The 24,147-nt window shown below is 69.2% G+C and carries 19 protein-coding genes; 11 read left to right on the top strand and 8 right to left on the bottom strand.

The genetic code is table 11. The features are described 5' to 3' along the window. Nucleotides 1-15 precede the first annotated feature (15 nt). Nucleotides 16-1,215 (bottom strand): MFS transporter, encoded by a 1,200-nt coding sequence (locus tag SLNSH_RS15705; protein WP_106337960.1) that lies wholly within the window; start codon nucleotides 1,213-1,215, stop codon nucleotides 16-18. 153 nt (nucleotides 1,216-1,368) lie between these two features. On the opposite strand from SLNSH_RS15705, the gene SLNSH_RS15700 reads away from it, so the two are divergent. Further along, nucleotides 1,369-1,794, top strand: a complete 426-nt coding sequence (locus SLNSH_RS15700) for a DUF983 domain-containing protein (protein WP_106337959.1) — start codon at nucleotides 1,369-1,371, stop codon at nucleotides 1,792-1,794. Between the two features lie 26 nt (nucleotides 1,795-1,820). Here SLNSH_RS15700 and SLNSH_RS15695 read toward each other — a convergent pair whose 3' ends face one another. After that, nucleotides 1,821-2,609 (bottom strand): alpha/beta fold hydrolase, encoded by a 789-nt coding sequence (locus SLNSH_RS15695; RefSeq protein ID WP_106337958.1) that lies wholly within the window; start codon nucleotides 2,607-2,609, stop codon nucleotides 1,821-1,823. Nucleotides 2,610-2,612: 3 nt separating this feature from the next. Continuing rightward, entirely contained in the window at nucleotides 2,613-3,908 is a 1,296-nt protein-coding gene (locus SLNSH_RS15690) for an O-acetylhomoserine aminocarboxypropyltransferase (RefSeq protein ID WP_106337957.1), read from the bottom strand. 137 nt (nucleotides 3,909-4,045) lie between these two features. Between SLNSH_RS15690 and SLNSH_RS15685 the strand changes: the two genes are divergently transcribed. Then, entirely contained in the window at nucleotides 4,046-5,158 is a 1,113-nt protein-coding gene (locus SLNSH_RS15685; protein ID WP_158266774.1) for an alpha/beta fold hydrolase, read from the top strand. Here the strand turns inward: SLNSH_RS15685 and SLNSH_RS15680 are convergent. Continuing rightward, nucleotides 5,079-5,747 (bottom strand): GntR family transcriptional regulator, encoded by a 669-nt coding sequence (locus SLNSH_RS15680; protein WP_106337955.1) that lies wholly within the window; start codon nucleotides 5,745-5,747, stop codon nucleotides 5,079-5,081. The genes SLNSH_RS15685 and SLNSH_RS15680 overlap by 80 nt on opposite strands. 125 nt (nucleotides 5,748-5,872) lie before the next feature. On the opposite strand from SLNSH_RS15680, the gene dctP reads away from it, so the two are divergent. From dctP to SLNSH_RS15655, 5 genes are read left to right on the top strand one after another with little or no spacing between them, the layout of a single operon-like run. Next, complete coding sequence (gene dctP / locus SLNSH_RS15675; RefSeq protein ID WP_106337954.1) at nucleotides 5,873-6,892, top strand: TRAP transporter substrate-binding protein DctP; 1,020 nt, start codon at nucleotides 5,873-5,875, stop codon at nucleotides 6,890-6,892. Next, a complete protein-coding gene (locus tag SLNSH_RS15670) occupies nucleotides 6,889-7,437 on the top strand; it encodes a TRAP transporter small permease (RefSeq protein ID WP_245422371.1) in 549 nt (182 codons plus the stop codon). Before dctP ends, SLNSH_RS15670 begins: the two co-directional genes overlap by 4 nt. Then, nucleotides 7,434-8,780 carry a TRAP transporter large permease gene (locus SLNSH_RS15665; RefSeq protein ID WP_106337952.1) on the top strand — a complete coding sequence of 449 codons (1,347 nt, stop codon included), beginning with the start codon at nucleotides 7,434-7,436 and terminating at the stop codon, nucleotides 8,778-8,780. Before SLNSH_RS15670 ends, SLNSH_RS15665 begins: the two co-directional genes overlap by 4 nt. A gap of 13 nt (nucleotides 8,781-8,793) precedes the next feature. Further along, a complete protein-coding gene (locus SLNSH_RS15660; RefSeq protein ID WP_106337951.1) occupies nucleotides 8,794-10,218 on the top strand; it encodes a malonyl-CoA decarboxylase in 1,425 nt (474 codons plus the stop codon). 27 nt (nucleotides 10,219-10,245) lie between these two features. Continuing rightward, on the top strand, nucleotides 10,246-11,766 hold the full coding sequence (locus SLNSH_RS15655; protein ID WP_106337950.1) for a malonate--CoA ligase: 1,521 nt from the start codon (nucleotides 10,246-10,248) through the stop codon (nucleotides 11,764-11,766). Nucleotides 11,767-11,937: 171 nt separating this feature from the next. Here SLNSH_RS15655 and typA read toward each other — a convergent pair whose 3' ends face one another. Next, nucleotides 11,938-13,764, bottom strand: a complete 1,827-nt coding sequence (typA, locus tag SLNSH_RS15650; protein ID WP_106337949.1) for a translational GTPase TypA — start codon at nucleotides 13,762-13,764, stop codon at nucleotides 11,938-11,940. A 294-nt stretch (nucleotides 13,765-14,058) separates the two neighbouring features. On the opposite strand from typA, the gene SLNSH_RS15645 reads away from it, so the two are divergent. Then, the gene (locus SLNSH_RS15645) at nucleotides 14,059-17,523 is read left to right on the top strand and encodes a class I SAM-dependent DNA methyltransferase (RefSeq protein WP_245422370.1); all 3,465 of its coding nucleotides are present in this window, start codon (nucleotides 14,059-14,061) and stop codon (nucleotides 17,521-17,523) included. An 11-nt stretch (nucleotides 17,524-17,534) separates the two neighbouring features. Beyond that, the gene (locus tag SLNSH_RS15640; protein WP_106337948.1) at nucleotides 17,535-18,101 is read left to right on the top strand and encodes a hypothetical protein; all 567 of its coding nucleotides are present in this window, start codon (nucleotides 17,535-17,537) and stop codon (nucleotides 18,099-18,101) included. 41 nt (nucleotides 18,102-18,142) lie between these two features. On the opposite strand, the gene SLNSH_RS15635 is transcribed toward SLNSH_RS15640, so the two are convergent. Then, nucleotides 18,143-19,471, bottom strand: a complete 1,329-nt coding sequence (locus SLNSH_RS15635; protein WP_158266773.1) for a TAXI family TRAP transporter solute-binding subunit — start codon at nucleotides 19,469-19,471, stop codon at nucleotides 18,143-18,145. A gap of 293 nt (nucleotides 19,472-19,764) precedes the next feature. Then, on the bottom strand, nucleotides 19,765-20,997 hold the full coding sequence (locus SLNSH_RS15630; RefSeq protein ID WP_425353004.1) for an argininosuccinate synthase: 1,233 nt from the start codon (nucleotides 20,995-20,997) through the stop codon (nucleotides 19,765-19,767). Nucleotides 20,998-21,215: 218 nt separating this feature from the next. Here SLNSH_RS15630 and SLNSH_RS15625 point away from each other — a divergent pair, with 218 nt between their 5' ends. Both SLNSH_RS15625 and SLNSH_RS15620 read left to right on the top strand, forming a co-directional pair. Beyond that, a complete protein-coding gene (locus tag SLNSH_RS15625; protein ID WP_106337945.1) occupies nucleotides 21,216-21,815 on the top strand; it encodes a 2-hydroxychromene-2-carboxylate isomerase in 600 nt (199 codons plus the stop codon). Further along, entirely contained in the window at nucleotides 21,812-22,591 is a 780-nt protein-coding gene (locus SLNSH_RS15620) for a HesA/MoeB/ThiF family protein (protein WP_106337944.1), read from the top strand. The genes SLNSH_RS15625 and SLNSH_RS15620 overlap by 4 nt, the downstream gene beginning before the upstream one ends. A 37-nt stretch (nucleotides 22,592-22,628) precedes the next feature. Here SLNSH_RS15620 and SLNSH_RS15615 read toward each other — a convergent pair whose 3' ends face one another. Further along, a complete protein-coding gene (locus SLNSH_RS15615) occupies nucleotides 22,629-23,795 on the bottom strand; it encodes a M20 aminoacylase family protein (RefSeq protein ID WP_106337943.1) in 1,167 nt (388 codons plus the stop codon). Nucleotides 23,796-24,147 lie beyond the last annotated feature (352 nt).

Raw genomic sequence — 24,147 nt, 5'->3', positions numbered from 1 at the left:
GGAGCCAGGAAAGGGTCAGGAGGTCGTGACCCGGGGACGCGCCGGCGCGAAGACATACACGACAGTGGCCGCGGCGAGCGCCAGTCCGAACACCAGGTGCAACTGGCCGTAGGTCTCCGCCGGGGCGGCGCCTGAGTTGGCCTGCGCCTGGACGAACTGCCCCGAAATCCACTGCAGCAGCCCGGCGCCGCCAATGAAGACGAAGTTCATGGCGGTGACGCCGCGGCCCAGCAGGTGGGGCGGAAAGAACACCCGCGCATGCGCCATCAGGATTCCGTAGGTCATTCCGGCGGCGCCGATCACCACATACAGGGTCACGGCCTCCGTCGGGCCGAAGCCCCGGTTGAGTCCCAAGGCGAGGAGGGCTGCCGCGGTGGCGACGCTGCCCGCGAGCGTCGCGCGCTTGGGTCCGCCGATCCAGCGCTCGAAGGGGCCGTAGGCCAGCGCCCCCAGCGACAGCGCCGCCCCCATGGCGAGGGCGGCGTTGCCACGGGCCACGGTGTCGAAGCCGTGGACCTGGCCGAAATAGGGAGCGATCCAGAGACTCCGGAGCGCGATCACGACCGCGTAGCTCACCAGCGTAAGCGGCAGCATGAGCCACAGCGGGCGCAGACGGGCGACCTCGATAAAGCCTGAAAGCACGCCGTGGCTGCGGCCCTCGCTTCGGACCGGAGGCGGATCGCGCAAAACGGCCATGACCAGCACGACGCTGAGCAGCGTCACCGCCGCAATGGCGGCGATGCTGGGCCGCCAACCGAAGCGGGCCACGGCGAGGGCCAGGGGCGTGGCCCCTAGGAGGTTGCCGAAGGTGCCGACCCCGATGGTGATGGAGGCCATCATGGCGAACTTCTCGGGCGGGGCGACGCGCCCATAGTAGTAGAGGCTGCCCATCAGCACCGGGGCGCAGCCCGCGCCGATGAGAGCCATGGCGGCCAGGAGCCCCGCGAAGCCGCCCGCGACCGCGAACAACCCCGAGCCCGCCACGGCGAGCAGCATGAACCCGGCGATCGTCCATCGTGGGCCGAAGCGGTCCAGGGTGACGCCGACGGGGAACTGGGCAAGTGCGAAGGCCGCGAACCAAATGGCCGACAATTGCCCGAGTTGGGCGGCGTCGAGGCCCAGTTCGCGGGTCAGGTCGGCGGCGACGATGGCCAGGAAGGCGCGGAAGAACTGGCTCAGCACATAGGCGAAGAGCAGCACGGCGAGTGCGCCCATGGACAAGTCCCCCCGGTTCGTCGCATTGCTCGACCGGGCCAACAAACCATGTTCGCGCACGGGGCGTTAGCGGCTTTGACGCATGGCGAGCGCGCCGCCGCGTCCCTATGTTGCATCCGTTCCCGCCGCCGGCGGGACCAGCCGGAGTTCCCGATGAGCAGCGTCGCCGCGCTTCCCCCGCCCTTCCTGACCGGCCTGCGCGGGCGCTGCCCACGCTGCGCCAAGGGCCATCTGTTCTCGGGCTTCCTGAAGCTCGCGCCGCGCTGCGATGCCTGCGGGCTCGACTATGATTTCGCCGACCCGGCGGACGGACCCGCCTTTTTCGCCATGAGCGCCATGAGCTTCCCGGTGCTGGGCTTCGCCCTGTGGTACGACGCCGCCTACCAGCCGCCCTGGTGGGGGCACCTGCTCGTGTCGTTGCCCATGTTGCTGCTGCTGTGCGTGGTCCCGCTCAGGCCGATCAAGGGCTGGCTGGTCTGCTCGCAGTACTACTACAAGGCCGAGGAAGGCAGACTGGCGCCCAAGGAGCGGCCCGAGGCCGCGCCCGCTGAGTTGCGCAAGGACGAGCCTGCGGCCTGAGGGCCGCGGCCAAGGGAAGGAGTGAGTCAAACGACCGCGCGCAGGCCATCCAGCACGTCTTCGGGCGCCTCCACCATCAGCATGTGGCCGGCCTTGGGAACGACCTGCGTCACCGCGCCCATGATCGCGGCCCCGAGGGCGCGTCCGGCTTTTGCGGGCGTCATCTGGTCCTTTTCGCCCAGGACGAGAGCGGCCGGGCAGCGGGCACGCCCGGCGGCGTCCAAGCCGCCCTTGTAGGCGTCGCAGGCGGCGAGGTCGGCATGGAGCACGCCCGGCGCGGAGCGCTCGAGCAGCCGGACGCCGTCCCCCAGCATCCAGAGACCCGGAACAGGCGAACCGCCCAGTCCGGCCCTCGGGCCGAAGCCCCACACCGCCACCATGTCCACCGCGCGGTGATCGTTGGCCTCCGCCGCCGCGAGCAGGTCCGCCGAAACAGGGGCCGCCGCGGCCGTCCCGACCAGCCCGATAGCCCGGACGCGCCCGGGATGGCGAGTGGCCGCCTCGAGCGCCACCAACCCGCCCATGGAGTGCCCGACAAGCGCGGCCTTGCGGACGCCTGCGGCGTCAAGCAGCCGCACCGTCCAGTCCGCCATGGACTCGATCGAGCGTAGCGGGGGCCCTTCGCTGGCGCCGTGGCCGGGGAGGTCCACGGCGAGCACGGCCCGGCCGTGGTGGGCGAACCAGCGCGCCTGCAGGGCCCAGACCGTGTGGTCCATGCCGGCGCCGTGGATGAAGACCACCGCCGGCAGGGCGGGATCGAAGGGCTTGCCGCCCGTGGCGGCGAAAACGGGGTGGCCGTCGACCGTGAGGCGCATCGGTCAGCCCCGCTGCGAGGCGCGCAGCGCCTGATTGAGGTCGGCGACCAGGTCGGCGGCGTTCTCGAGCCCCACAGAGAGGCGAATCATGTCCTCCCCGATTCCCGCGGCCGCCAGCTGCGCCGCGTCCATCTGCTGGTGGGTCGTGCTGGCTGGGTGGATCACGAGGGTCTTGGCGTCGCCCACATTGGCGAGGTGGCTCGCGAGCCGCAGCGCCTCGATAAAGCGCTTGCCGGCCGGACGACCTCCCGTCACCCCGAAGCTCACGATGGAGCCCGCTCCGCGCGGGAGCAACTCCTTCGCCAACGCGTGGTCCGGGTGGCTCTCCAGACTGGGATGGAGCACCCAGGACACGGCTTCGTGCCGGTCCAGGAAGTCGAGCACGGCCTCCGTGTTCTCCATGTGACGTTGCATCCGCAGCGGCAGGGTCTCGACGCCTTGAAGAAGATGGAAGGCGTTCGTCGGGCTGAGGCAGGCCCCGAAATCGCGCAGCCCCTCGGTCCGGGCGCGCATGATGAACGCCGCGGGCCCGAACTCCTCTGCGAAGACCATGCCGTGGTATCCCGCATAGGGCTCGGTGAGCGTCGGAAACCGGCACGATGCCCGCCAGTCGAACCGGCCTCCGTCGATCAGCACGCCACCGATCGCGACGCCGTGCCCTCCGATCCACTTGGTGACCGAGTGCGTGACGACGTCCGCGCCGAGCTCGAAGGGTCGGCTGAGCCAGGGCGTCGCGAAGGTGTTGTCGATCAGCAGCGGGATCCCGACCGCATGCGCGATGGCCGCCACCTTGGGGATGTCCAGCACCTCCAGCCCCGGGTTGCCGATCGTCTCTCCGATGACGAGCCGTGTGCGAGGCCCGATGGCGGTCCGGAGCGCCTCGTGGTCACGCGGCTTCACGAAGGTGGTCGTGATCCCGAACCGCGGCAGCGTATGGGCGAGCAGATTGACGGTGCCCCCGTACAGGGATGCCGACGCCACGATATGGTCGCCGGCGGAGAGCAGGGTGGCGATGGCCAGGTGCATGGCCGCCTGGCCGCTCGCCGTGCAGACCGCCCCGACGCCGCCCTCGAGGGCGGCCAGGCGTTCCTCGAGCACGGCCACCGTGGGGTTGGAGATGCGGCTGTAGATGTGGCCCGGCCGCTCCAGGTTGAACAGCGCGGCGGCATGGTCCGCGTCCTCGAAGACGAAGGACGTGGTCTGGTGGATCGGCACGGCCCGGGAGCCCGTCGTTGGGTCGGGCCTCTGGCCCGCATGGAGGCTCAGGGTTTCGAAAGCGGGCGGACGGGGGCCGGACATCGAGTGCTCATGACGGTGGTGGCGCCTGCCGCCAAGTAGATCGGGCGCGGCGGGTGGCCGCAAGACCCATGCCGACGTGAGGCGGATCAACGCGTCGGCGCCCCGGCCGGAGCAGGATGGACACAGGAGGAAGCCTGATGTCCCAACCTTGGCTGCCCTGGACGCCCTGGCTCTGGCCTTTCGCGTTCAGCGCGCCCATGGAGCCCAAGGGGATTGAAAGCCGCTGGGCTACCCCGAACGTGGTCGTCACGGAGACGCAGTCCGTTCGCCTGCGCCGCTTCGGCGCGCCCGAAGCATCGGCCGAGCCGATTTTGATCGTCGCGCCCTACGCCATCCACGGGGCAGGGATCGTCGACTTCGCCGAGGGTCACAGCCTCGTCGCCACCCTGATGGCCGCGGGCCTGCCCGGCCTCTACGTGCTGGAACGCCGCTCGGCCACCCCTGAGATGCGGTTCCAGACCATCGACGACAGCCTTGCCGACCTGAACGTCGCCGTGGACGACGTCGGCGGCCGGGCGCAGCTGGTCGGGGTGTGCCAGGGCGGCTGGCTGTCGCTGGCCTACGCCGCCCGGTTCCCGCGCAAGGCGGCGAGCCTGGTCCTGGCCGGCGCGCCGGTCGACACCGATGCGGGTCCGTCCGGGCTGGTCCAGGCCACCCGCGCGGCTTCGCCGGAGGCCCTGCAGGGCTTGGCCTCAGGAGGCGACGGCCTGATCTCGGGCCTCCGGATGCTGGCCTTTTTCGAAAGCGCCCAGATCCAGGAGGAGGATGTCGGGTCCATTCTGCAGGATCCGGAGACGCGCCTCGGGGACGCCTACGCGGAGTGGAACAAGGCGACGCTTGACCTGCCCGGACGCTACTGGCTGCAAAGCGCGGAATGGTTGTTCCGCGAAAACCGGCTGGCGCGGGACGCATTCGCGGCGCTCGGCCGGACGATCCGGCTGAAGGACGTCACGTGCCCCCTGTTCATTCTCGCCGGCGCAGACGACCCGATCGCCCCTCCCGCCCAAGCCTTCGCGGCGCGAAAGCTCGTCGGGACCCCCGCCGCCCACGTTCACAAGGCGCTCGCGCCCTGCGCCCACCTCTCATTGTTCCTCGGCGCCCAAACCCTCCGGACCGAATGGGCCGAGATCGCCCTCTTCCTCGGCGCCGGCAAGGCCGCGAAACCCGGGGTCAGCCCGCCTTCAGGCTCGGGAGGCTCGCCATCAGGTCGGCGAAGCGTTCGCCCTGCACGGAAATATGCTCGCGAATGAGAGTCGCGGCCTTCTTGGCCTTGCCGGACCGGATGGCGTCAACGATCGCCCCATGCTCGTCGAAGGACGCGGCCACGCGGTTGCGTACGCGCAGCTGCAACCGGCGGTACGGCTTGAGCCGGCGGTGCAGCGCGGTCGCCTGCTCGATCAGGAATCCGTTCCTGCTCGCCTGGTAGATGGCGAAGTGGAACCGCTCGTTCTCGTAGTAGTAGGCGTCCGGCCCCTGCGACAGCGCCGCCTTGCAGGCCCTGTGCGCCTCCACGATGGCCGCCTCGGTCTCCGGCGTCAGGCGCCGCGCCGCGAGCTTGGCCGCGAAGGCCTCCAACTCCGCCATGACTTCGAACATCTCGATCAGGCGTTCCGGCGTGATCGTGGCGACCACCGCCCCGCGCCGCGGGCGGGACTCGACCAGCCCGGCGGCCGAGAGCTGGTGAAGCGCCTCGCGCACGGGGGTCCGCGAAACGCCGAACCGCTGCGCCAAGGCCACCTCCTCGAGCTTTTCACCCGGGGGGAAGTCGCCCGTCAGGATCGCCTGCTCGATCAGATCGCGGAGCCTGACGCCCGGTGGAATGGTCGAGGTTTCGGTCATTCTGTGCACCCTTAACCTCGTCATGTATACACGGACGTTGACGCTTCGTACAGGACGAGATACGCGTATTCTATTCGCCACAGAAGCGACCGCCCGAGCAGGCGGAAGACCTCGAGGAATACGCCATGCTGATATCCCGCCGCTCCGTGCTGCGCGCCGGCCTCGCCGCCCCAGCCATCCTTTCGCTGCCGCGCGGCAGCTTCGCCCAGCAGAAGGCCTTGAAGATCTCCCACCAGTTCCCCGGCGGAACCATGGAGCAGGGCGATTTCCGCGACCGCATGTGCCGCAAGTTCGCAGCCGAGCTTGAGAAGCGCACCAAGGGCGAACTGACGGCCCAGGTCTACCCGGGCTCGTCCCTGATGAAGACCAACGCCCAGTTCTCCGCCATGCGCAAGGGCGCGCTGGACATGAGCCTTTACCCCCTGAGCTACGCCGGCGGCGAGGTGGCGGAGACCAACATCGGGCTGATGCCCGGCCTCGTGACGTCCTACGAGCAGGGCGCGGCCTGGAAGACGTCGCCGGTCGGGAAGAAACTCTCCGACATCCTGGCCGACAAGGGCATCATGATCATCACGTGGATCTGGCAGTCGGGCGGCGTCGCCAGCAAGATGCCGGTCATCACGCCTGCGGACGCCAAGGGCATCAAGATCCGGGGCGGCTCGCGCGAAATGGACATGGTGTTCAAGGCGGCCGGCGCGGCGACGCTGAACATCCCGTCCAACGAATCCTACGCCGCCATGCAGACCGGGGCCTGCGACGCCGTGGTCACCTCCTCCACCAGCCTGATCTCCTTCCACCTGGAGGAGCTCGCCAAGAACCTGACCTCCGGCCGCGGCCGGTTCTACTGGTTCATGCTGGAGCCGCTGCTGATGTCGAAGTCCATCTTCGACGCGCTTCCCAAGAACCAGCAGGACGCCATCCTGGCCGTCGGCGCCGAGATGGAGCCCTTCGGCACGGCGGGCGCCAAGGCGGACGACGAGGAAGTCGAGAAGGTGTTCTCGAAGGCCGGCGCCACGGTGAAGACCCTCGACGACGCGACCCTCGAAGAATGGCGCAAGCTGTCGCGCGAGACGGCCTGGAAGGACTTCGCCGCCCGCAACGCGTCCTGCGCCGAGCTGCTCAAGCTCGCGGAGAGCGTGGCGTGAGCCACGGGCTGCCGGACGCCGCAGCCCCCACCCAGGCCCCGGTGGTCCCGGGGCCTCTGGGCGTGCTCGTGAACGCGATGAACGGGGTCAACGCCCTCGTCATGGCTTTGGGCGGGATCGCGGTCGTCGCCGCCGCGATGGTGCTCAGCTACAGCGTGGTGGTTCGCTACTTCCTCAAGATTCCGACCGACTGGCAGGACGAGACCGCCATCTTCCTGCTGGTGGGAGCGACCTTCCTCAGCGGCGCCGCCGTGCAGGCCAGGCGGGGCCACGTCGGGATCGAGGCGTTCGCCACGCTGCTGTCGTCCCGCGCCAACCGCTGGCGCCTGATCCTGACCGACATCGCCTCGGCCGCCTTCTGCGCCTTCTTCTCGTGGAAGAGCTTCACCCTGCTCCATGAGGCGTGGGTGGACGACCAGCACTCATCCTCGACCTGGGCTCCGCCGCTCTGGATCCCCTACTCCCTCATGGCGGTCGGCATGACGCTGCTTACGGTCCAGATTGTGCTGCAAGTCGCGGTCGCCTTCGACAGGAAAGCCCAATGAGTACGGCCGCCATCGGCTTCCTCTACGCCGGCGCCACCCTCGGAGCCATGTTCTCCGGGATGCCGATCGCGTTCGCGCTTGGGGTCGTGGCCGTGATCTTCATGGCCTTCTTCATGCCGGGCGCGTCGCTGGATACGGTGACGCAGAACGTCTACGAGGAAATGTCCTCCATCACGCTGCTCGCCATCCCGCTCTTCATCCTCAAGGGCGCGGCCATTGGCCGGTCGCGCGCGGGCCAGGACCTCTACTCCGCCCTGCATGCCTGGATGCACCGCATCCCGGGCGGGCTCGGGATCGCCAACGTTTTCGCCTGCGCCCTGTTCGCCGCCATGGCGGGCTCGTCGCCGGCGACCTGCTCGGCCATCGGCTCGGCTGGCATCCCCGAGATGCGCCGGCGCGGATATTCCGGCGCCTTCGCGTCGGGCATCATTGCAGCCGGCGGCACGCTCGGCATCCTGTTGCCGCCCTCGATCACCATGATCCTCTACGCGGTCGCGGCCGAGCAGTCCCTCGGACGCCTGTTCCTGGCCGGGATCGGCCCCGGGCTGCTGCTGGTGGGTCTCTTCGCCTTCTACGCAGCCGTCCGCTTCCGCCAGGAATACGCGTCCGCCAAGCGCGCTTACGAGGCGGGCGAACCCGCCTCCCCCATTCTGGAAGAGGACCGCTTGTCAACCCGCGACAAGCTCTCCCTGCTTCCGCGCGTGATCCCGTTCGTGGCCCTGCTCACGGGCGTCATGATCGCCCTCTATGGCGGCTTCGCCACCCCGTCCGAGACGGCAGGCCTTGGCGGCGTCCTCGCCCTGGTGTTGATCGCCGCCATCTACGGCGTGTGGAAGCCCTCCGAGCTGTCGCCCATTCTCAGCGCGACCCTGCGCGAGAGCACGATGCTGATGCTGATCATCGGCATGTCCCTGCTCTACGCCTACGTGATGAGCTATCTCCACATCAGCCAGTCGACGGCCCAGTGGATCGTTGGGCTCGGCTTGTCCAAGTGGCTGCTGCTCATCGTCATCCTGGGCATGGTGATCGTTCTCGGCTTCTTCCTGCCGCCGGTCTCCATCATCCTGATGACGGCCCCGATCATCCTCCCGCCGCTCAAGGCCGCAGGCTTCGACCTGATCTGGTTCGGCGTGGTGATGACCATCGTCATGGAGATGGGGTTGATCCACCCGCCGGTGGGCCTCAACATCTTCGTCATCAAGAATATCGCCCCGGACATTCCCCTGCGGGACGTCATCATGGGGACTGTGCCCTTCGTGATCCTCATGGCCTTCGCGGTCTTCCTGCTCTGCATCTTCCCGCAGATCTCGACCGCGCTGCCGGATCTCGTGATGGGCAAGTGATGGAGCGATCGCGATGACGAGCACCGAGCCGAGCGTGACCGATACTCCCGTGGCGGGCGAGTCCGCGGCCGGCTGGCGCCAGGCGGTGAACATCTCGTTCTTCAGCGACCTGCTGCAAACGATCGCCGACCGCGGCCGCTCCATCATCATGAGCGGCCGCAGCGGCGGCGCGAAGGACCTCGCGGGACTCTGCGCCGACCTGCTGTCGAGCCGTGGCGAGGCCTCGGGCGTTGCTCTGGCGCGCGAGATCCTGGACCGCTACGACGCCCTGCCCGGCGCCGGGAAAGCCGGCTTTCTGCGTGAACTCGTGGTGCGCTTCGGAGCGGAGCCCGCCAGGCTGGAACAGGCCATCGCGGCCTACCGGGATAACCCGGACCACAAGACGCTGCTCGACCTGCACAAGGCCGCCGAGCCGCGCCGGCAGGAGCTGATCCGCCGCCTGAACCTGTCGCCCGGCGGCACGCTGCGGCTGGTGCGCATGCGCGAGGAGCTGTTCAAGCACCAGTCCGAGATTCCGGAGCTCGAGGCGCTCGACGCGGACTTCCAGCACCTGTTCTCGTCCTGGTTCAACCGCGGCTTCCTGGTGCTGCGGCCGATCGACTGGTCGACGCCCGCCAATATTCTCGAGAAGATCATCCGCTACGAGGCCGTCCATGCCATCGAGAGCTGGGACGACCTGCGGCGACGGCTGCAGCCCGCGGATCGACGCTGCTTCGCCTTCTTCCATCCGCAGATCGTGGACGAGCCGCTGATCTTCGTGGAGGTGGCGCTCACCGCCGAGATCCCGGCCGGAATCGGCCCGCTTCTGGCGGAGGACCGCGCCGTCATCGACCCGCGCCAGGCCACCACCGCGGTGTTCTACTCCATCTCCAACTGCCAGGAGGGCCTGCGCGGCATCTCCTTTGGCAATTTCCTGATCAAGCAGGTGGTGGAGGAGCTGGCCCGCCAGATCCCCTCGCTGAAGTGCTTCGTCACCCTCTCCCCCGCCCCCGGCTTCGCAGGTTGGCTGGCGCGCGAGCGGCGCAAGGAGGACTCGCCCGTGCTCTCCGAGGAGGACAAGGGCGTGCTCGACGCCCTCGACCAGGAGGGCTGGACCCACGACGCCGTCCGCCTCCCGGCCGTGAAGCGCGTCCTCATGGAGGCGGCGGCTTACTACTACCTGCGCGCCAAGACGCCGGGCGGCCGGCCGGTGGACCCGGTGGCCCGCTTCCACCTGGGCAACGGCGCCCGCCTCGAGCGGCTGAACTGGCTGGGCGATACGTCCCTCAAGGGCCTGAAGCAGGCGCACGGCCTGATGGTGAACTACCTCTACGATCTCGACGACATCGAGAAGAACCACGAGGCCTTCGTGAACAAGGGACGCGTCGCGGCCGCCTCCAGCGTGCGCGGCGCGCTGCGGGCCGACCTGCCGTCTCGCGATGTCGCGACCGCTCCATGAGCTGACTGACCCGGAAGAAGAACAATCATGTCCGACAACCTTTTCGCGCTGGTGCGCGAGCGCATTGCCGATCCCGCCAAGCTGTTTATCGAGACCAGCGACGGCCGGCGCTTCACCTATGGCGACATGCTGGCGCTGTCCGCCCAGCTCGCGCACGCCCTGAAGGGGCGCGGCGTCCAGGTCGGCGACCGGGTCGCCGTGCAGGTGGAGAAGAGCGCCGAGGCGATCATGCTCTACCTCGCCTGCCTGCGGGTGGGAGCGATCTACCTGCCGCTGAACACGGCCTACACCCTGGCCGAGCTGGAATACTTCATCGGCGACGCCGAGCCCCGCGTTGTGGTCGCCTCGCCCAAGAACGGCCCCGCTATCGGAGAGCTCGCCGGCAGGCTCGGCGTGGCCGCCACCGAAACCCTCGGCACGGCCGGCGACGGCTCCCTCATGGACCTCGCCCGCGGCCAGCCGACCGACTTCGACGACGTCCCGCGCGCCAAGGACGACCTCGCGGCCATCCTCTACACATCGGGCACCACCGGGCGCTCCAAGGGCGCCATGCTGACCCACTGGAACCTGACCTCCAACGCCCTGACGCTGGTCGACTACTGGCGCTTCACCGCCGACGACGTGCTGCTGCACGCCCTGCCGATCTTCCACACGCACGGGCTCTTCGTGGCCACGAACACCATCCTGATGGCCAACGCCTCGATGCTGTTCCTGCCCAAGCTCGACGCCGACGAGATCATGCGTTTGCTGCCCCGCGCCACCTGCATGATGGGCGTGCCCACCTTCTACGTCCGCCTGCTGCAGGAGCCGCGCCTCAACCGCGAGGCCACGGCCCATATCCGCCTGTTCGTCTCGGGCTCCGCGCCCCTGCTGGCCGACACCCACCGCGCCTGGAGCGAGCGCACCGGCCACGCCATCCTGGAGCGCTACGGGATGACGGAAACCAACATGAGCACGTCGAACCCCTATGACGGGGACCGCGTGCCCGGCACGGTGGGCTTCCCGCTGCCCGGCGTGGAGCTGCGCGTCGTGAACCCGGAGACGGGCGAGAAGCTGCCGGACGGCGACGTCGGCATGATCGAGGTGAAGGGCCCGAACGTCTTCAAGGGCTACTGGCGTATGCCGGAGAAGACCGCCGCCGAGTTCCGGCCGGACGGCTTCTTCATCACCGGCGACCTCGGCAAGGTGGACGAGCGAGGCTACGTCCACATCGTCGGCCGCGGCAAGGACCTCGTGATCACCGGCGGCTACAACGTCTACCCGAAGGAGGTCGAGACCGAGATTGACTCCATCCCGGGCGTGGTCGAGAGCGCCGTGATCGGCGTGCCCCACCCGGACTTCGGCGAGGGCGTCACCGCCGTGGTGGTCGTGCCGAAGGGCTCCGCGCTCACCGAAAAGGACGTGCTGGGTCGCCTGGAAGGCCGCCTCGCCAAGTTCAAGCAGCCGAAGCGTGTGATCATGGCCGACGACCTGCCCCGCAACACCATGGGCAAGGTTCAGAAGAACATCCTGCGCGACCAGTACAAGGACCTGTACAAGGGCGCCTGATTTCTCTGACTCGTCTCCGTCATCGCCGGGCCTATCCCGGCCATCCACGGCCGCCGCAACCGCGTGGAAGCCCGGGACAAGCCCGGGCATGACGGCTGAGGGAGCGCCAAAGACAAAAAAGCCCCGGGCTCGCGCCCGGGGCTTTTCGCATTCCAGCCTCCCAGGCGGGCCTTAGCCCACCGCGGCTTCCTTGGCGCGCTCGGCGCGCTTGCGGTCGTTCGGGTCGAGCCACACCTTGCGCAGGCGGATCGCCTTCGGGGTCACCTCGACCAGCTCGTCGTCCTGGATGTAGGCCAGCGCCTTCTCCAGCGTCATGCGGATCGGCGGGGTCAGGCGCACGGCCTCGTCCTTGCCGGCCGCGCGGATGTTGGTGAGCTTCTTGCCCTTGAGGACGTTGACCTCGAGGTCGTTGTCGCGGGTGTGCTCGCCCACGATCATGCCCTGGTACACCTTCCAGCCCGGCTCGATCATCATCGGGCCGCGGTCCTCCAGGTTCCACAGCGCGTAAGCCACCGCCTCGCCCTGGTCGTTGGAGATCAGCACGCCGTTGCGCCGGCCCTGCAGCTCGCCCTTGTAGGGCGCGTAGTCATGGAACAAGCGGTTCATGATGGCCGTGCCGCGGGTGTCCGTCAGCAGCTCGCCCAGGTAGCCGATGAGGCCGCGCGTCGGCGCGTGGAACACGAGGCGCTGGCGGTCGCCGCCCGAGGGGCGCATCTCGATGAGGTCGGCGCGACGCTCGGACATCTTCTGCACCACGACGCCCGAGTGCTCCTCGTCCACGTCGATCACCACCTCCTCGATGGGCTCCAGCGTCTCGCCGGTGGCCTCGTCGGTGGAGAACACCACCTTCGGGCGCGACACGGCGAGCTCGAAGCCCTCGCGGCGCATCGTCTCGATCAGGATGGCGAGCTGCAGCTCCCCGCGACCGGCCACCTCGAACGAGTCCTTCTCGGCCGACTCGGTGATGCGCAGCGCGATGTTGCCCTCGGCCTCCTTCAGCAGGCGGTCGCGGATGACGCGGCTGGTGACCTTGTCACCTTCGGTCCCAGCGAGCGGCGAGTCGTTCACCCGGAACGTCATGGTCACGGTCGGCGGGTCGATCGGGTGCGCGGGCAGCGGCCCTTCCACCAGCGGGTCGCAGAAGGTGTCGGCCACGGTGCCCTTCACCATGCCGGCGATCGCCACGATGTCGCCCGCCTCGGCCTCCTCCACCGGCACGCGCTCGAGGCCGCGGAAGCCCAGCACCTTGGAGATGCGGCCCTGCTCGACGAGGTTGCCCTTGGCGTCCAGCACCTTGAAGGCCTGGTTCGGCTTCACCGTGCCCGACGTGATGCGGCCCGTGACGATGCGGCCCAGATAGGGGTTGGCCTCCAGGATCGTGCCGAGCAGGCGGAACGGCCCCTCCTCGGTCTGCGGAGCCGGAACGTGCTTCAGCACGAGGTCGAACATGGGGGCGAGGCTGTCCTGCGGGCCCTCGGGGCTCTCGGCCATCCAGCCCTGCTTGGCGGAGCCGTACAGGATCGGGAAGTCGAGCTGCTCGTCGGTGGCGTCCAGCGCGGCGAAGAGGTCGAACACCTCGTTGATCACCTCGTTGGCGCGCTGCTCGGGCTTGTCGATCTTGTTGATCGCCACGATCGGGCGCAGGCCGAGCTTCAGCGCCTTGCCGACCACGAACTTGGTCTGCGGCATCGGGCCCTCGGCGGCGTCCACCAGCACGATCACGCCGTCGACCATGTTGAGGATGCGCTCCACCTCGCCGCCGAAGTCGGCGTGGCCGGGCGTGTCCACGATGTTGATGCGGGTGTCCTTCCACTGCACCGAGGTGCACTTGGCCAGGATGGTGATGCCGCGCTCACGCTCCAGGTCGTTGGAGTCCATGGCCCGCTCGGCGACCTTCTGGTTCTCGCGGAAGGTGCCCGACTGGGCGAGCAGCTTGTCCACGAGCGTGGTCTTCCCGTGGTCGACGTGGGCGATGATCGCGATGTTGCGCAGCTTCATAGGGGTCTCTCGATGCGCCAAACGGCGAAGCCCGGCTCCGGCGGAGTCGGGCTGATCCTGGGCTGGTTCGGTCGTTTCGTTGCGGCGCAATAGCACGGGCGCCGACTTTAAACAACGCAGGACAGCGCACGGGGTCGCCACGGCCCGAAAGGCCGGCCCCGCGCCGGATGCGCGTCCTGGTTGCAGTCACATGGGATGCGGTTGGTGGAATGCAAGGGAGGGCGGGACGTAAGCTCCCCCGATCCGCGCCGGTTTTTTTCGAGGCGCTGCGACCCATTGTTTTGAGGCATTGCCGTGAGCGATTGCGACCTGTCCGGCGTGGACGGCTTCATCGCCAAGTGGACCGCCGGCGAGGGCGGGGCTGAGCGGGCCAACTACGCACTGTTCCTCATCGAGCTCTGCGAGGTCATCGGCGCGCCACGGCCGGAGCCCGCCAGCCACGGCCGCTCCAACGACTACGCCTTCGAGCGCGGCGTCCACCGCCGCGCCAGCGACGACGTCCAGTCGGTGTTGCGGATCGACCTCTACAAGAAGGGCTGCTTTATCCTGGAGGCCAAGCAGTCCCGCCTCCCGGGCAAGGACAAGGCCATCGCCGGCCAGCAAAGCCTGCCTGGCTTCGACGGTCCCGCCGCGCTGGGCCGCCGGCCCGTCCACCGCAACTGGGACGTCATGATGGTGAACGCCCGGCGGCAGGCCGAGGACTACGTGTTCTGCCTGGAGCCGGACCAGCCCGCCCCGCCCTTCATCATCGTGTGCGACGTCGGCCACTGCCTGGAGCTCTACGCCGACTTTTCCGGCACCGGCCGGGCCTATGCGCAGTTCCCTGACCGGCAACGCTTCCGCATCTACCTGGAGGACCTGCGCGACGCCCAGGTCCGCGACACCCTCCGCAAGGTCTGGACCGACCCGGCCAGCCTCAACCCCGCCCGCGAGACGGCGCGCGTCACCCGCGCCATCGCCGACAGGCTCGCCGCCGTCAGCAAGGCGCTGGAGCGGCAGCACCCGCCCGAGGAGGTGGCGCATTTCCTCATGCGCTGCATCTTCACCATGTTCGCCGAGGACGTGGACCTGCTGCCCCGCGGCGAGTTCACCGCCCTGATCGCCGATTGCCTGGAGCGGCCGCAGAGCTTCGCCCCGCTCCTCCAGGAGCTCTGGGCGCGCATGGACGCCAAGGAGCACGCCAACCGCTTCTTCTCCGCCTTCAAGCAGCACCTGCGCCACTTCAACGGCAACCTGTTCAGGCAGGCCAAGGCATTTCCGCTCGGCCGCGAGGAGATCGGCGAGCTGCTGGCCGCCGCGAAGTCGGACTGGACCCAGGTGGACCCTGCGATCTTCGGCACGCTGCTGGAGCAGGCCCTCGACCCGGAGGAGCGCAGCCGGCTGGGCGCCCACTACACGCCGCGGGCCTATGTGCAGCGGCTGGTGCAGGTGACCGTGATGGAGCCGCTGAACGCCGACTGGCGCGCCGCGCTGATGCGCGTGCAGGCGGCCATGGAGGCCGGCGCCCGGGAGGACGCCATCCGCTTCTGCCGCGAGTTTCACCGGCGGCTCTGCGAAACCACCGTGCTCGACCCCGCCTGCGGCACCGGCAACTTCCTCTACGTCGCCCTGGAGCTCATGAAGGTGCTGGAAGGCGAGGTGCTGGAGAAGATCGCCGAGCTCGGCGGCGTGGAGGACCTGCTGCAGAACGTGGACCCGCACCAGTTCCTGGGCCTCGAGCTGAACCCGCGCGCCGCCGCCATCGCCGAGCTGGTGGTGTGGATCGGCTACCTGCAGCAGCACTACCGCACCCGCACCGGCCACCCCTCCGAGCCGATCCTGCGGGCCTTCGACAACATCAATGGCGGCCGCCGCGCCGGCTTCGACGCCGTGGCGACCTGGGACGGCTACCCGGCGCTCGCCCGCGCGGCGGACGGGAAGCTGGCGGCCCCGGCCCCGCGCCGGCCGTCATGGCCGGAGGCGGACTTCATCGTCGGCAACCCGCCCTTCATCGGCGGCAAGGACCTCCGGGCCGAGCTGGGCGACGCCTACGCGCAGGCCCTCTGGGCCGCGCACCCCCACATGAATCGCAGCGCCGACCTCGTGATGTACTGGTGGGACCGGGCCGCCGAGATCCTGACCCGCAAGGGCGCCCGCCTGCGCCGCTTCGGCTTCATCACCACGAACTCGATCAGCCAGGTGTTCCAGCGCCGGGTGATGGAGGCCCATCTCAGCGGCAAGGCGCCCCTTAGCCTCGTCTATGCCGTGCCGGACCACCCCTGGACCAAGGCGACGGAGAAGCACGCCGCCGTGCGCATCGCCATGACGGTGGCGGAGGCCGGCCGCCGGGACGGCGTGCTGGCCGAGGTGATCGCGGAATCCGGCATCGACACGGACGACCCGCGGATCGACTTCGCCCGGCGCGAAGGGCGGATCAATTCGGATTTGACGGTGGGAGTGGATTTCACCGCAGCGCAGCCGCTGCAGGCGAACAGGGGGCTGTGCTCCCGCGGCGTCCAGCTAATGGGATCGGGCTTCATCGTCACACCGGCGGAGGCTGAGCTTCTGGGCCTCGGCCGTCGCCCGGGGCTGGAGCGGCACGTCAGAGCCTACCGCAACGGCAAGGACCTGACCGGCCGGGCGCGCGGCGCGCTGGTGATCGACCTGTTCGGGCGCGACCTCGACGAGGTGCGGCGGGATTTTCCGGAGATCTACCAGCACCTGCACGATCGCGTGCTGTACGACCTGGGCCCAGATGGGCAACCCCGGACGGACGAACGCGGTCGCAAGCTCGGGCGTCGCTGGAACGCGCGCCAAAGCTACCGGGAGAACTGGTGGATTTTCGGAGAACCCCGCGGGGATTTTCGGCCGGCCGTCGACGGTCTGCCCCGCTACATCGCCACGGTCGAGACTGCCAAGCACCGGGCCTTCCAGTTCCTTGATGCGACGATCCTGCCGGACAATCGCCTTGTCTGCTTCGGGCTTTTCGATGCCTCAGACTTAGCCGTTCTATCCTCCCATGTTCACGTGGCCTGGGCTTTGGCTAACGGCGGCACTCTCGAAGACAGGCCCATTTACACCAAGACGGCCTGCTTCGACCCCTTCCCTTTCCCCATCCTCCCCCCGGTCCTCCAGCGCGATCTCGCGGCCCTCGGCGAGGAATTGGACGCCCTGCGCAAGCGCGTGCTGGCCGAGCATCCGGACCTCACCCTCACGGGCCTCTACAACGTGCTGGAGAAGCTGAAGGCCGGCGCCCCGCTGACGTCCGCCGACGAGGACGTGAAGGCCCGCGGCCTCGTGCTGGTGATCAAGGACCTCCATGCCGCCATCGACCGCCTGGCCGCCGAGGCCTATGGGTGGCCGGCCGACCTGCCTGAAGAGGAGATCCTGGCCCGCCTCGTGGCGCTGAACGCGGAGCGCGCCCGCGAGGAGGCCGCCGGCCTCGTGCGCTGGCTGCGGCCCGACTACCAGGCCCCGCGCTTCGGCAGGGGCCTCGCCGGCAGGACCGGCGAACTCGGCCTCGGCCCCACCGTGGTGGCCTTCGACCGCGCCAGGCCCCTGTTCCCGAAGGACCGCTACGAGCAGCCCCTCGCCGTCAAGGCCGTGCTGCTCGCCGCCCGCTCCGGCCTGGACGCCGAAGCCGTCGCCCGCGCCTTCCGCGGCCCGCCTAAGGGCCGCATCGCCCGCGTCGCCGCGGTCCTCGACATCCTCGCCCGCTACGGCGACGCCCACCGCCTCCCCGACGGCCGCTACGTGGCCCGCTGGGCCGCGGCAGGGTAGGAAGGTCGGCGATGATGACTATTGCTCACGGGCGTCGACTCGCCTTCCTTGGAAGAAACGACCTTCGTGACGCGCTGCAACTCGTCACAGTGGGGCTATCGAGCCCCGAAGAGGTCGTGCGGCTGGACTTCAAGCCGGGGCTCCTCGAACTGACAGGTCCTGGGGCAGCGACCGCTATCGACGCGCAGTGCGAATGGAGCGTGACCATTCTGGTCGATGCCGGAGCAATGGCTCGGTTTGCAGATGTGCTTCCGGACGTTCCGAACCTGTCCCTGGAAGTACGGACCGGTCAGTTGTTCATTGGCGGGACGGGCTTCGTGATGAAATCGATGATGGAGGTGGCGCCGCCGGCCATTCAGCTTCCAATCGGGGCCGACACCTTGCAGGTTCTGGTCGCTGTCGCCCACCGAGGGGAGATTGCGGTTGGAGCCTCTCTGGGTCAGGACCGCATCGAAGCAGCCAAAGCCGACAAGCAGGCGCGGATCGAAGCGGCGGCTTCGATCCTGAAGGCTCTCGGGGCGACCCGCCCGGATATCGAGAACCTGGTGGAGGCCATCCTGCGGCGTCACACCAAATAGCGCCATTGGGCGGACCCGCAGCTGAATGGCGTGGGAACGCCCTACTCCCCCGCCGCGCGGAACGGCGCAAGGGCGACGGGCGCGGGCGTCGCGCCGTCCGACTTGGCGAGCATGCGCCGGCGTTCGGCGATGGCCTGGCGCACCTGGTCCAGCGCAAGCGAGAAGGCCGTGAGCCGGCCGGCGTCGATCTCTTCGCGGGAGGCCAGCGCCAGCGTCTGCGAGAACACCTCGTCGGCCTGCTGCTCGAGGTAGTCCAGCACTTGCCGCGTCTCGGCGGTGCGGGCTTCCCGCATGATGCCAAGCAGCCGCTCGAGCCGCAGCGCCTGCTCGTGCCCCCGGCTGCGCCAGCGGCCCGCGAGCGCCGCGAAGGCCGACGCCACGCCGCCCATCACCATGGCGATGATGTAGAACCAGTCGCCGTAGCGGTCGAGGAAGCTCTCCTCGTCGCCGTCCAGGTAGGCGGCGGCGCCAGGATGCACGGTGATGCGCCCGCCCTTGTCCGTGTCCGGCGCCTCGATGCGCGCCGCCAGCGGCACGGCCGCGACGAGGTCGTTGCGCATCTCGTAGAGCCGGCGGGTGAGGTCGGTCACGTGGGCGTCGGCGAGCTTCGCCTGCGCCACGATGCGGTACACGGCCGCGATGGTCTGCACGGAGTCGCTGGGCTTGGGCGGCGCCCCGCCGAAGCTGCCGCGCACGATCTGCATGCTGTCATAGGCCGGCGTGCGCTGCGCGATGGCGTCGGCCTCATTGACGGGCACGAAGATCGGCGGCGCGCCCGCCCCCGCCGCGACGGCGGCGACGGCCGCCGGCACGATGTTGCCCGTGACGGGGCCCACCGCCAGCACCGCGTCCACGCGGTGGTTGCGCACGGCCGACTCGATCTCCTCGAGCCCGAGCGCCACCCGCGCCACCTCATGGCCCGGGACCTCGTATTGGCGCAGGATGGTCTCCAGCAGCTGGTCGTTCGCCACCGTCTGGCGGACCATGCCGACCGTCTTGCCCCTCAGGTCGCCGACATGCTCGATGGGCGAACCGCTCGGCGCGAGCAGCACGGCGGCGTTGCGATGCAGGATGGCGATAGCCTGGCCGGTGGAGTTGACCGACAGGTCGCTGCGCACCACCGCGAGGTCGGCCTTCTCGTCGTCGAAGGCCTTCGCGGCCTCGGCCGGCCCTGGCGTCAGCAGCACCTTGAGCCGCACGGAGGCGCGGTCGCGCCGCAGGATCTTGTCCGCCGCCTGGACCAGCTTGGCGTCCTCGCTGTGGGGCGGCCCCACCGCGACGACGAACTCGGTCGGGCGATTGTAGGCGTAGATGCCTGCGAACACGGCCAGGATGACGGCGATCACGCCGGCCACCATGAGCAGTCCCATGGGAGGTCGCCAGGATGTCGTCATAGGGCTTGCGGCTTCTCCTCCGGGCGTTGCGCTCGGCCAGAAAGCCGAACCACGCCGATCAAGGTGGAGCGTGAGCCGCTAGCGGGCAAGTGTGGCGCGCGCGAGGCGCGCTACACGGTGTCGTGACCCGGGCGACAGTCCAGCCCGACACGTTCGCCGTCATCCCCGGCGGCGCGAAGCGCCGGGAAGGGGATCCAGGGGCCGCGGCAGGTTGCCCTGGATCCCCTTCCCGCGCCTTCGGCGCGCCGGGGATGACAGAGTGGTGCTGCTTAAACGCCCAGCTTACGCTTGCGCGCCCCGAGCGTGCGCAGGCGCAGCGCGTTCAGGCGGATGAAGCCGGCCGCGTCGCGATGGTCGTAGGCCACCGCGCCTTCCTCGAAGGTCACCAGCTCCTGGTCGTAGAGCGAATAGGGGCTCTCGCGGCCGATCACCCAGGCGGAGCCCTTGTAGAGCTTCAGGGTGACGCGGCCGGTGACCGCCTCCTGCGACTTGTCGATGAGGGCCTGCAGCATCTCGCGCTCGGGCGAGAACCAGAAGCCGTTGTAGACCAGCTCCGCGTATTTCGGCATCAGCTCGTCCTTGAGGTGCGCCGCGCCGCGGTCGAGCGTGATCGACTCGATGCCCCGGTGGGCGAAATACAGGATCGTGCCGCCGGGCGTCTCGTACATGCCGCGGCTCTTCATGCCGACGAAGCGGTTCTCGACCAGGTCGAGCCGGCCGATGCCGTTGGCGCGGCCGAGCTCGTTGAGCTTCGCCAGCAGGGTGGCCGGGGACATCTTCACGCCGTCGATGGCGACCGGGTCGCCCTTCTCGAAGTCGATGGTGATGACGGTCGGCGTATCGGGCGCCTTCTCGGGGTCTATCGTGCGCGAGTAGACGTAGTCCGGCACCTCGACGGACGGGTCCTCCAGCACCTTGCCCTCGGAGGAGGCGTGCAGGAGGTTGGCGTCCACGGAGAACGGCGCCTCACCGCGCTTGTCCTTGGCGATCGGGATCTGGTTCTGCTCGGCGAATTCGATCAGCTTGGTGCGGGACGTCAGGTCCCACTCGCGCCAGGGCGCGATGATGGTGATGTCGGGCTTCAGCGCGTAGTAGCCGAGCTCGAACCGCACCTGGTCGTTGCCCTTGCCGGTGGCCCCGTGCGCCACCGCGTCGGCGCCCACCCGCTCGGCGATCTCGATCTGCTTCTTGGCGATCAGCGGCCGCGCGATGGAGGTGCCGAGCAGGTAGAGCCCCTCGTACTGCGCGTTCGCCCGGAACATCGGGAACACGTAGTCGCGCACGAACTCCTCGCGCACGTCCTCGATGAAGATGTTCTCGGGCTTGATGCCGAGCAGCAGGGCCTTATCGCGCGCCGGGCCGAGCTCCTCGCCCTGCCCGAGGTCGGCCGTGAAGGTCACGACCTCGCAGCCATAGGTGGTCTGCAGCCACTTCAGGATGATGGAGGTGTCCAGCCCGCCCGAATAGGCGAGCACGACCTTGTTCACGCGCTTCTCGGCCATGATGGTCATCTCTTCGTGGCGCAGGCGCCTGGGCGCCGGCCTGCTGCGGGAGGGCCCGGAGGGCCCCGAAATCGGGCCGGACTATAGGCAAGGCGGTTGACGGCGCAAGCGAAGCCTGCGCTTGGCCGCCGCGAAAGCGCGGCCCTACGCGCTCCTGCGGATGGCGGGTCGCCAGCCCGGCGCCTTGCAAAGGGCGCCCGCGCTGGTACCGTCGACCCATGCAGCCATCCGTCGATTTCTGGTACGAGCTCGCCTCCACCTACTCCTTCCTGGCGGCCGAGCGCATCGAGGCCCTGGCGGAGGAGCGCGGCGTGGCGGTGCGCTGGCGGCCCTTCCTGCTGGGCGTCATCTTCAAGGCCCAGGGCTACGACACGACGCCCTTCAACATCATCGAGGCCAAGGGCCGCTACATGTGGCGCGACATGGAGCGCTGGTGCGATCGTCTGGGCGTGCCCCTGGCGAGGCCGGAGCCCTTCCCCCAGAACAGTCTGCTGGCCGCCCGCACCGCCCTGGCCCTGCCCGACGACGCGCGGCCCGAGTTCTCGAAGGCGATCTTCCGGGCGGAGTTCTGCGAAGGCCGATCCATCTCCGACCCGGCCGTGATCGCCGACGCCGTGCGGCAGACCGGCTTCGAGTTGGAGACCGCCGTGGCGGCCGCCCAGACGGACCTCGTCAAGCACGCGCTCCGTAAGGAGACCGACGAGGCCCAGCGCCTTGGCGTCTTCGGCGCGCCCACGATCGTCACCCCCGACGGCGAGCTCTTCTGGGGCAACGACCGCCTCGAGGAGGCGCTCGACTGGGCCCGGGGCCGCAAGTGAGCCTCGCTGGCGAGGAGTTGGAGCGCTACGCCCGCCACGTCGTGCTGCGCGAGGTCGGGGGCCCGGGCCAGGCCAAGATCCGCGCCGCCCGCGTTCTGGTGATCGGCGCCGGCGGCCTCGGCGCGCCGGTGATCCAGTACCTGGCCGCCGCGGGCGTGGGCGTCATCGGGATCGTGGACGACGACGTCGTGTCCCTCTCCAACCTGCAGCGGCAGGTCATCCACGGCACGCCCGACCTCGGCCGCCCCAAGGTGGAGAGCGCGGCGGACGCCGTCGGCCGCCTCAACCCTCATGTCCGCATCGAGCAGCACGCAACCCGGATCACGACCCAGAATGCCGCCGCGCTCGTTGCCGCCTATGATCTGGTGGTGGACGGCTCCGACAATTTCGACACGCGCTACGCCGTCTCGGACGCCTGCTTCCGCGCCGGCCGGCCGCTGGTCACTGGCGCGCTCGGGACCTTCGACGCTTCGCTCACCACCATCCGGGCCCATGAGCGCGGGCCAGACGGGACGCCCAACCCCACCTACCGCTGCCTGTTCCCCGCCCCTCCCCCGCCTGGCGCGATCCCGGCCTGCGCGGAGGCCGGCGTCCTGGGCGCGCTTGCGGGCGTGGTGGGAAGCCTGATGGCGCTGGAGATCCTGCGCGAGATCGTGGGCTTCGGCGAGGGCCTCGTCGGCCGCCTGCTCATGATCGATGCGCGCGGGATGCGCTTCGAGACCCTGCAATACGAGTGGGACCCGGAGAACCCGCTGAGCGGCTCGGGCGCCGGTTGAGCGAGGCGCGTCAGCCGCGCCCCGCTCCTTGCCTGGCTTACGCAGCCGGCATGGCAGTCTCGACCAGCCGCGCCCAGTAGCTGACGCCCGCCGGGATGGCCTTGTCGTCGAAATCGTAGTTCGGGTTGTGCAGGCCCGCTGTGTCGCCGTTCCCGCAGAAGATGAACGCGCCGGGGCGCGCCAGCAGCATGTAGGAGAAGTCCTCAGCCCCCATCGTCGGCGGGATGCTGATGTTCACCTTGTCCGAGCCTGCCACCTCGGACGCCACCTTGGCGGCGAAGTTCGTCTGCGCCTCGTGGTTCACCGTGCACGGATAGCCGCGCACATACTGGATGGTCGCGGTGGCGCCGTGCAGGGCCGCGATGCCGGAGGCGATCTCCTTCATGCGGCTCTCGACGAGATCCTGCACGGCCGGGTTCAGGGTGCGGACCGTGCCCTTCATGGTGACGCTCTGGGGCAGCACGTTGAAGGTGTCGCCCGCGCGCACATAGGTGACCGACACCACCGCGGCCTCCAGCGGATCCACGTTTCGGGCCACGATGGACTGGAACGCCAGGATGATCTGACTGGCGATCACCACCGTGTCGATGGAGGCGTGCGGGTGCGCCGCATGGGCTCCGCGACCCTCGATCTCGAGCGTGAACCGGTCGGCGGCCGCCATCAGCGGGCCCGGCCGCAGGGCGAAGCTGCCCACCGGCAGCCCCGGCATGTTGTGCATGCCGTAGACCTCCTGGACGCCGAAGCGGTCCATCACGCCCTCGTCGACCATGGCCTTGCCTCCGCCGCCGCCCTCCTCGGCGGGCTGGAAGATCAGCACGGCCGTGCCGGCGAAGTTGCGGGTCTCGGCCAGGTACCGGGCCGCGCCCAGCAGCATGGAGGTGTGCCCGTCATGCCCGCAGGCGTGCATCTTGCCAGGTGTCTGGGAGGCGTACGGCTTGCCGGTCTCTTCGAGGATCGGCAGCGCGTCCATGTCGGCGCGCATGCCGATCACCTTGTCGCCGGGCAGGCGACCCTTGATGACGCCCACCACGCCGGTGCGGCCAATCCCGGTGACCACCTCGTCGCAGCCGAAGGCGCGCAGCTTGTCGGCCACGATCCCGGCCGTGCGGTGGACGTCGTAGTCGAGTTCGGGATGCTGGTGGAAATCCTGGCGCCAGGCGGCGATTTCGTCCGACAGGGCCGCGACGCTGTTGATGATGGGCATGTTGATACTCGGCAGGCGATCGACCGCGCAAGGCGGACGGGGGGGGCGTGAGGCGGCCAAGCAAATCCGAAGCGTTCGCGGCGGTCAATCGCTGCGCGCGGCGGGGCGCTTGAATACGCGGAGCTTCGGGCCCCTCGCCCGCAGGGCGGCGCCGTGCGCGACACCGCACAAGCCTCAAACTGACCATTTCGACGCTGGAGCCGTCCGAATCCCAGGCGCGGCCACGTCGAACAGGGTTTGTGGACCGATCGTCGCCCCGAACGCGTCAATTGAGTCAGAAACGGGGCTGGACCGCGCCGGAGAAGCGCGTCTAAGCTCCGCCCATTCCGCGCAGTACGCGTGGAGAACGAAA

The sequence above is a fragment of the Alsobacter soli genome (assembly GCF_003004785.1).
Classification (GTDB): Bacteria; Pseudomonadota; Alphaproteobacteria; order Rhizobiales; family Beijerinckiaceae; genus Alsobacter; species Alsobacter soli.
Note: the sequence above shows the minus strand (reverse complement) of the source record. Positions and strands in the feature narration are given on the sequence as shown.

Excerpts from the sequence above, each read along its gene's own strand:
- SLNSH_RS15705 (WP_106337960.1), bottom strand. The coding sequence starts at position 1,215 with ATGGGCGCACTCGCCGTGCTGCTCTTCGCCTATGTGCTGAGCCAGTTC.
- SLNSH_RS15640 (WP_106337948.1), top strand. The coding sequence starts at position 17,535 with ATGATGACTATTGCTCACGGGCGTCGACTCGCCTTCCTTGGAAGAAAC.
- SLNSH_RS15690 (WP_106337957.1), bottom strand. The coding sequence starts at position 3,908 with ATGTCCGGCCCCCGTCCGCCCGCTTTCGAAACCCTGAGCCTCCATGCG.
- SLNSH_RS15625 (WP_106337945.1), top strand. The coding sequence starts at position 21,216 with ATGCAGCCATCCGTCGATTTCTGGTACGAGCTCGCCTCCACCTACTCC.
- SLNSH_RS15635 (WP_158266773.1), bottom strand. The coding sequence starts at position 19,471 with ATGGGACTGCTCATGGTGGCCGGCGTGATCGCCGTCATCCTGGCCGTG.
- typA (WP_106337949.1), bottom strand. The coding sequence starts at position 13,764 with ATGAAGCTGCGCAACATCGCGATCATCGCCCACGTCGACCACGGGAAG.
- SLNSH_RS15615 (WP_106337943.1), bottom strand. The coding sequence starts at position 23,795 with ATGCCCATCATCAACAGCGTCGCGGCCCTGTCGGACGAAATCGCCGCC.
- SLNSH_RS15655 (WP_106337950.1), top strand. The coding sequence starts at position 10,246 with ATGTCCGACAACCTTTTCGCGCTGGTGCGCGAGCGCATTGCCGATCCC.
- SLNSH_RS15685 (WP_158266774.1), top strand. The coding sequence starts at position 4,046 with ATGTCCCAACCTTGGCTGCCCTGGACGCCCTGGCTCTGGCCTTTCGCG.
- SLNSH_RS15680 (WP_106337955.1), bottom strand. The coding sequence starts at position 5,747 with ATGACCGAAACCTCGACCATTCCACCGGGCGTCAGGCTCCGCGATCTG.
- SLNSH_RS15700 (WP_106337959.1), top strand. The coding sequence starts at position 1,369 with ATGAGCAGCGTCGCCGCGCTTCCCCCGCCCTTCCTGACCGGCCTGCGC.
- SLNSH_RS15665 (WP_106337952.1), top strand. The coding sequence starts at position 7,434 with ATGAGTACGGCCGCCATCGGCTTCCTCTACGCCGGCGCCACCCTCGGA.
- SLNSH_RS15630 (WP_425353004.1), bottom strand. The coding sequence starts at position 20,997 with ATGGCCGAGAAGCGCGTGAACAAGGTCGTGCTCGCCTATTCGGGCGGG.
- SLNSH_RS15660 (WP_106337951.1), top strand. The coding sequence starts at position 8,794 with ATGACGAGCACCGAGCCGAGCGTGACCGATACTCCCGTGGCGGGCGAG.
- SLNSH_RS15695 (WP_106337958.1), bottom strand. The coding sequence starts at position 2,609 with ATGCGCCTCACGGTCGACGGCCACCCCGTTTTCGCCGCCACGGGCGGC.
- dctP (WP_106337954.1), top strand. The coding sequence starts at position 5,873 with ATGCTGATATCCCGCCGCTCCGTGCTGCGCGCCGGCCTCGCCGCCCCA.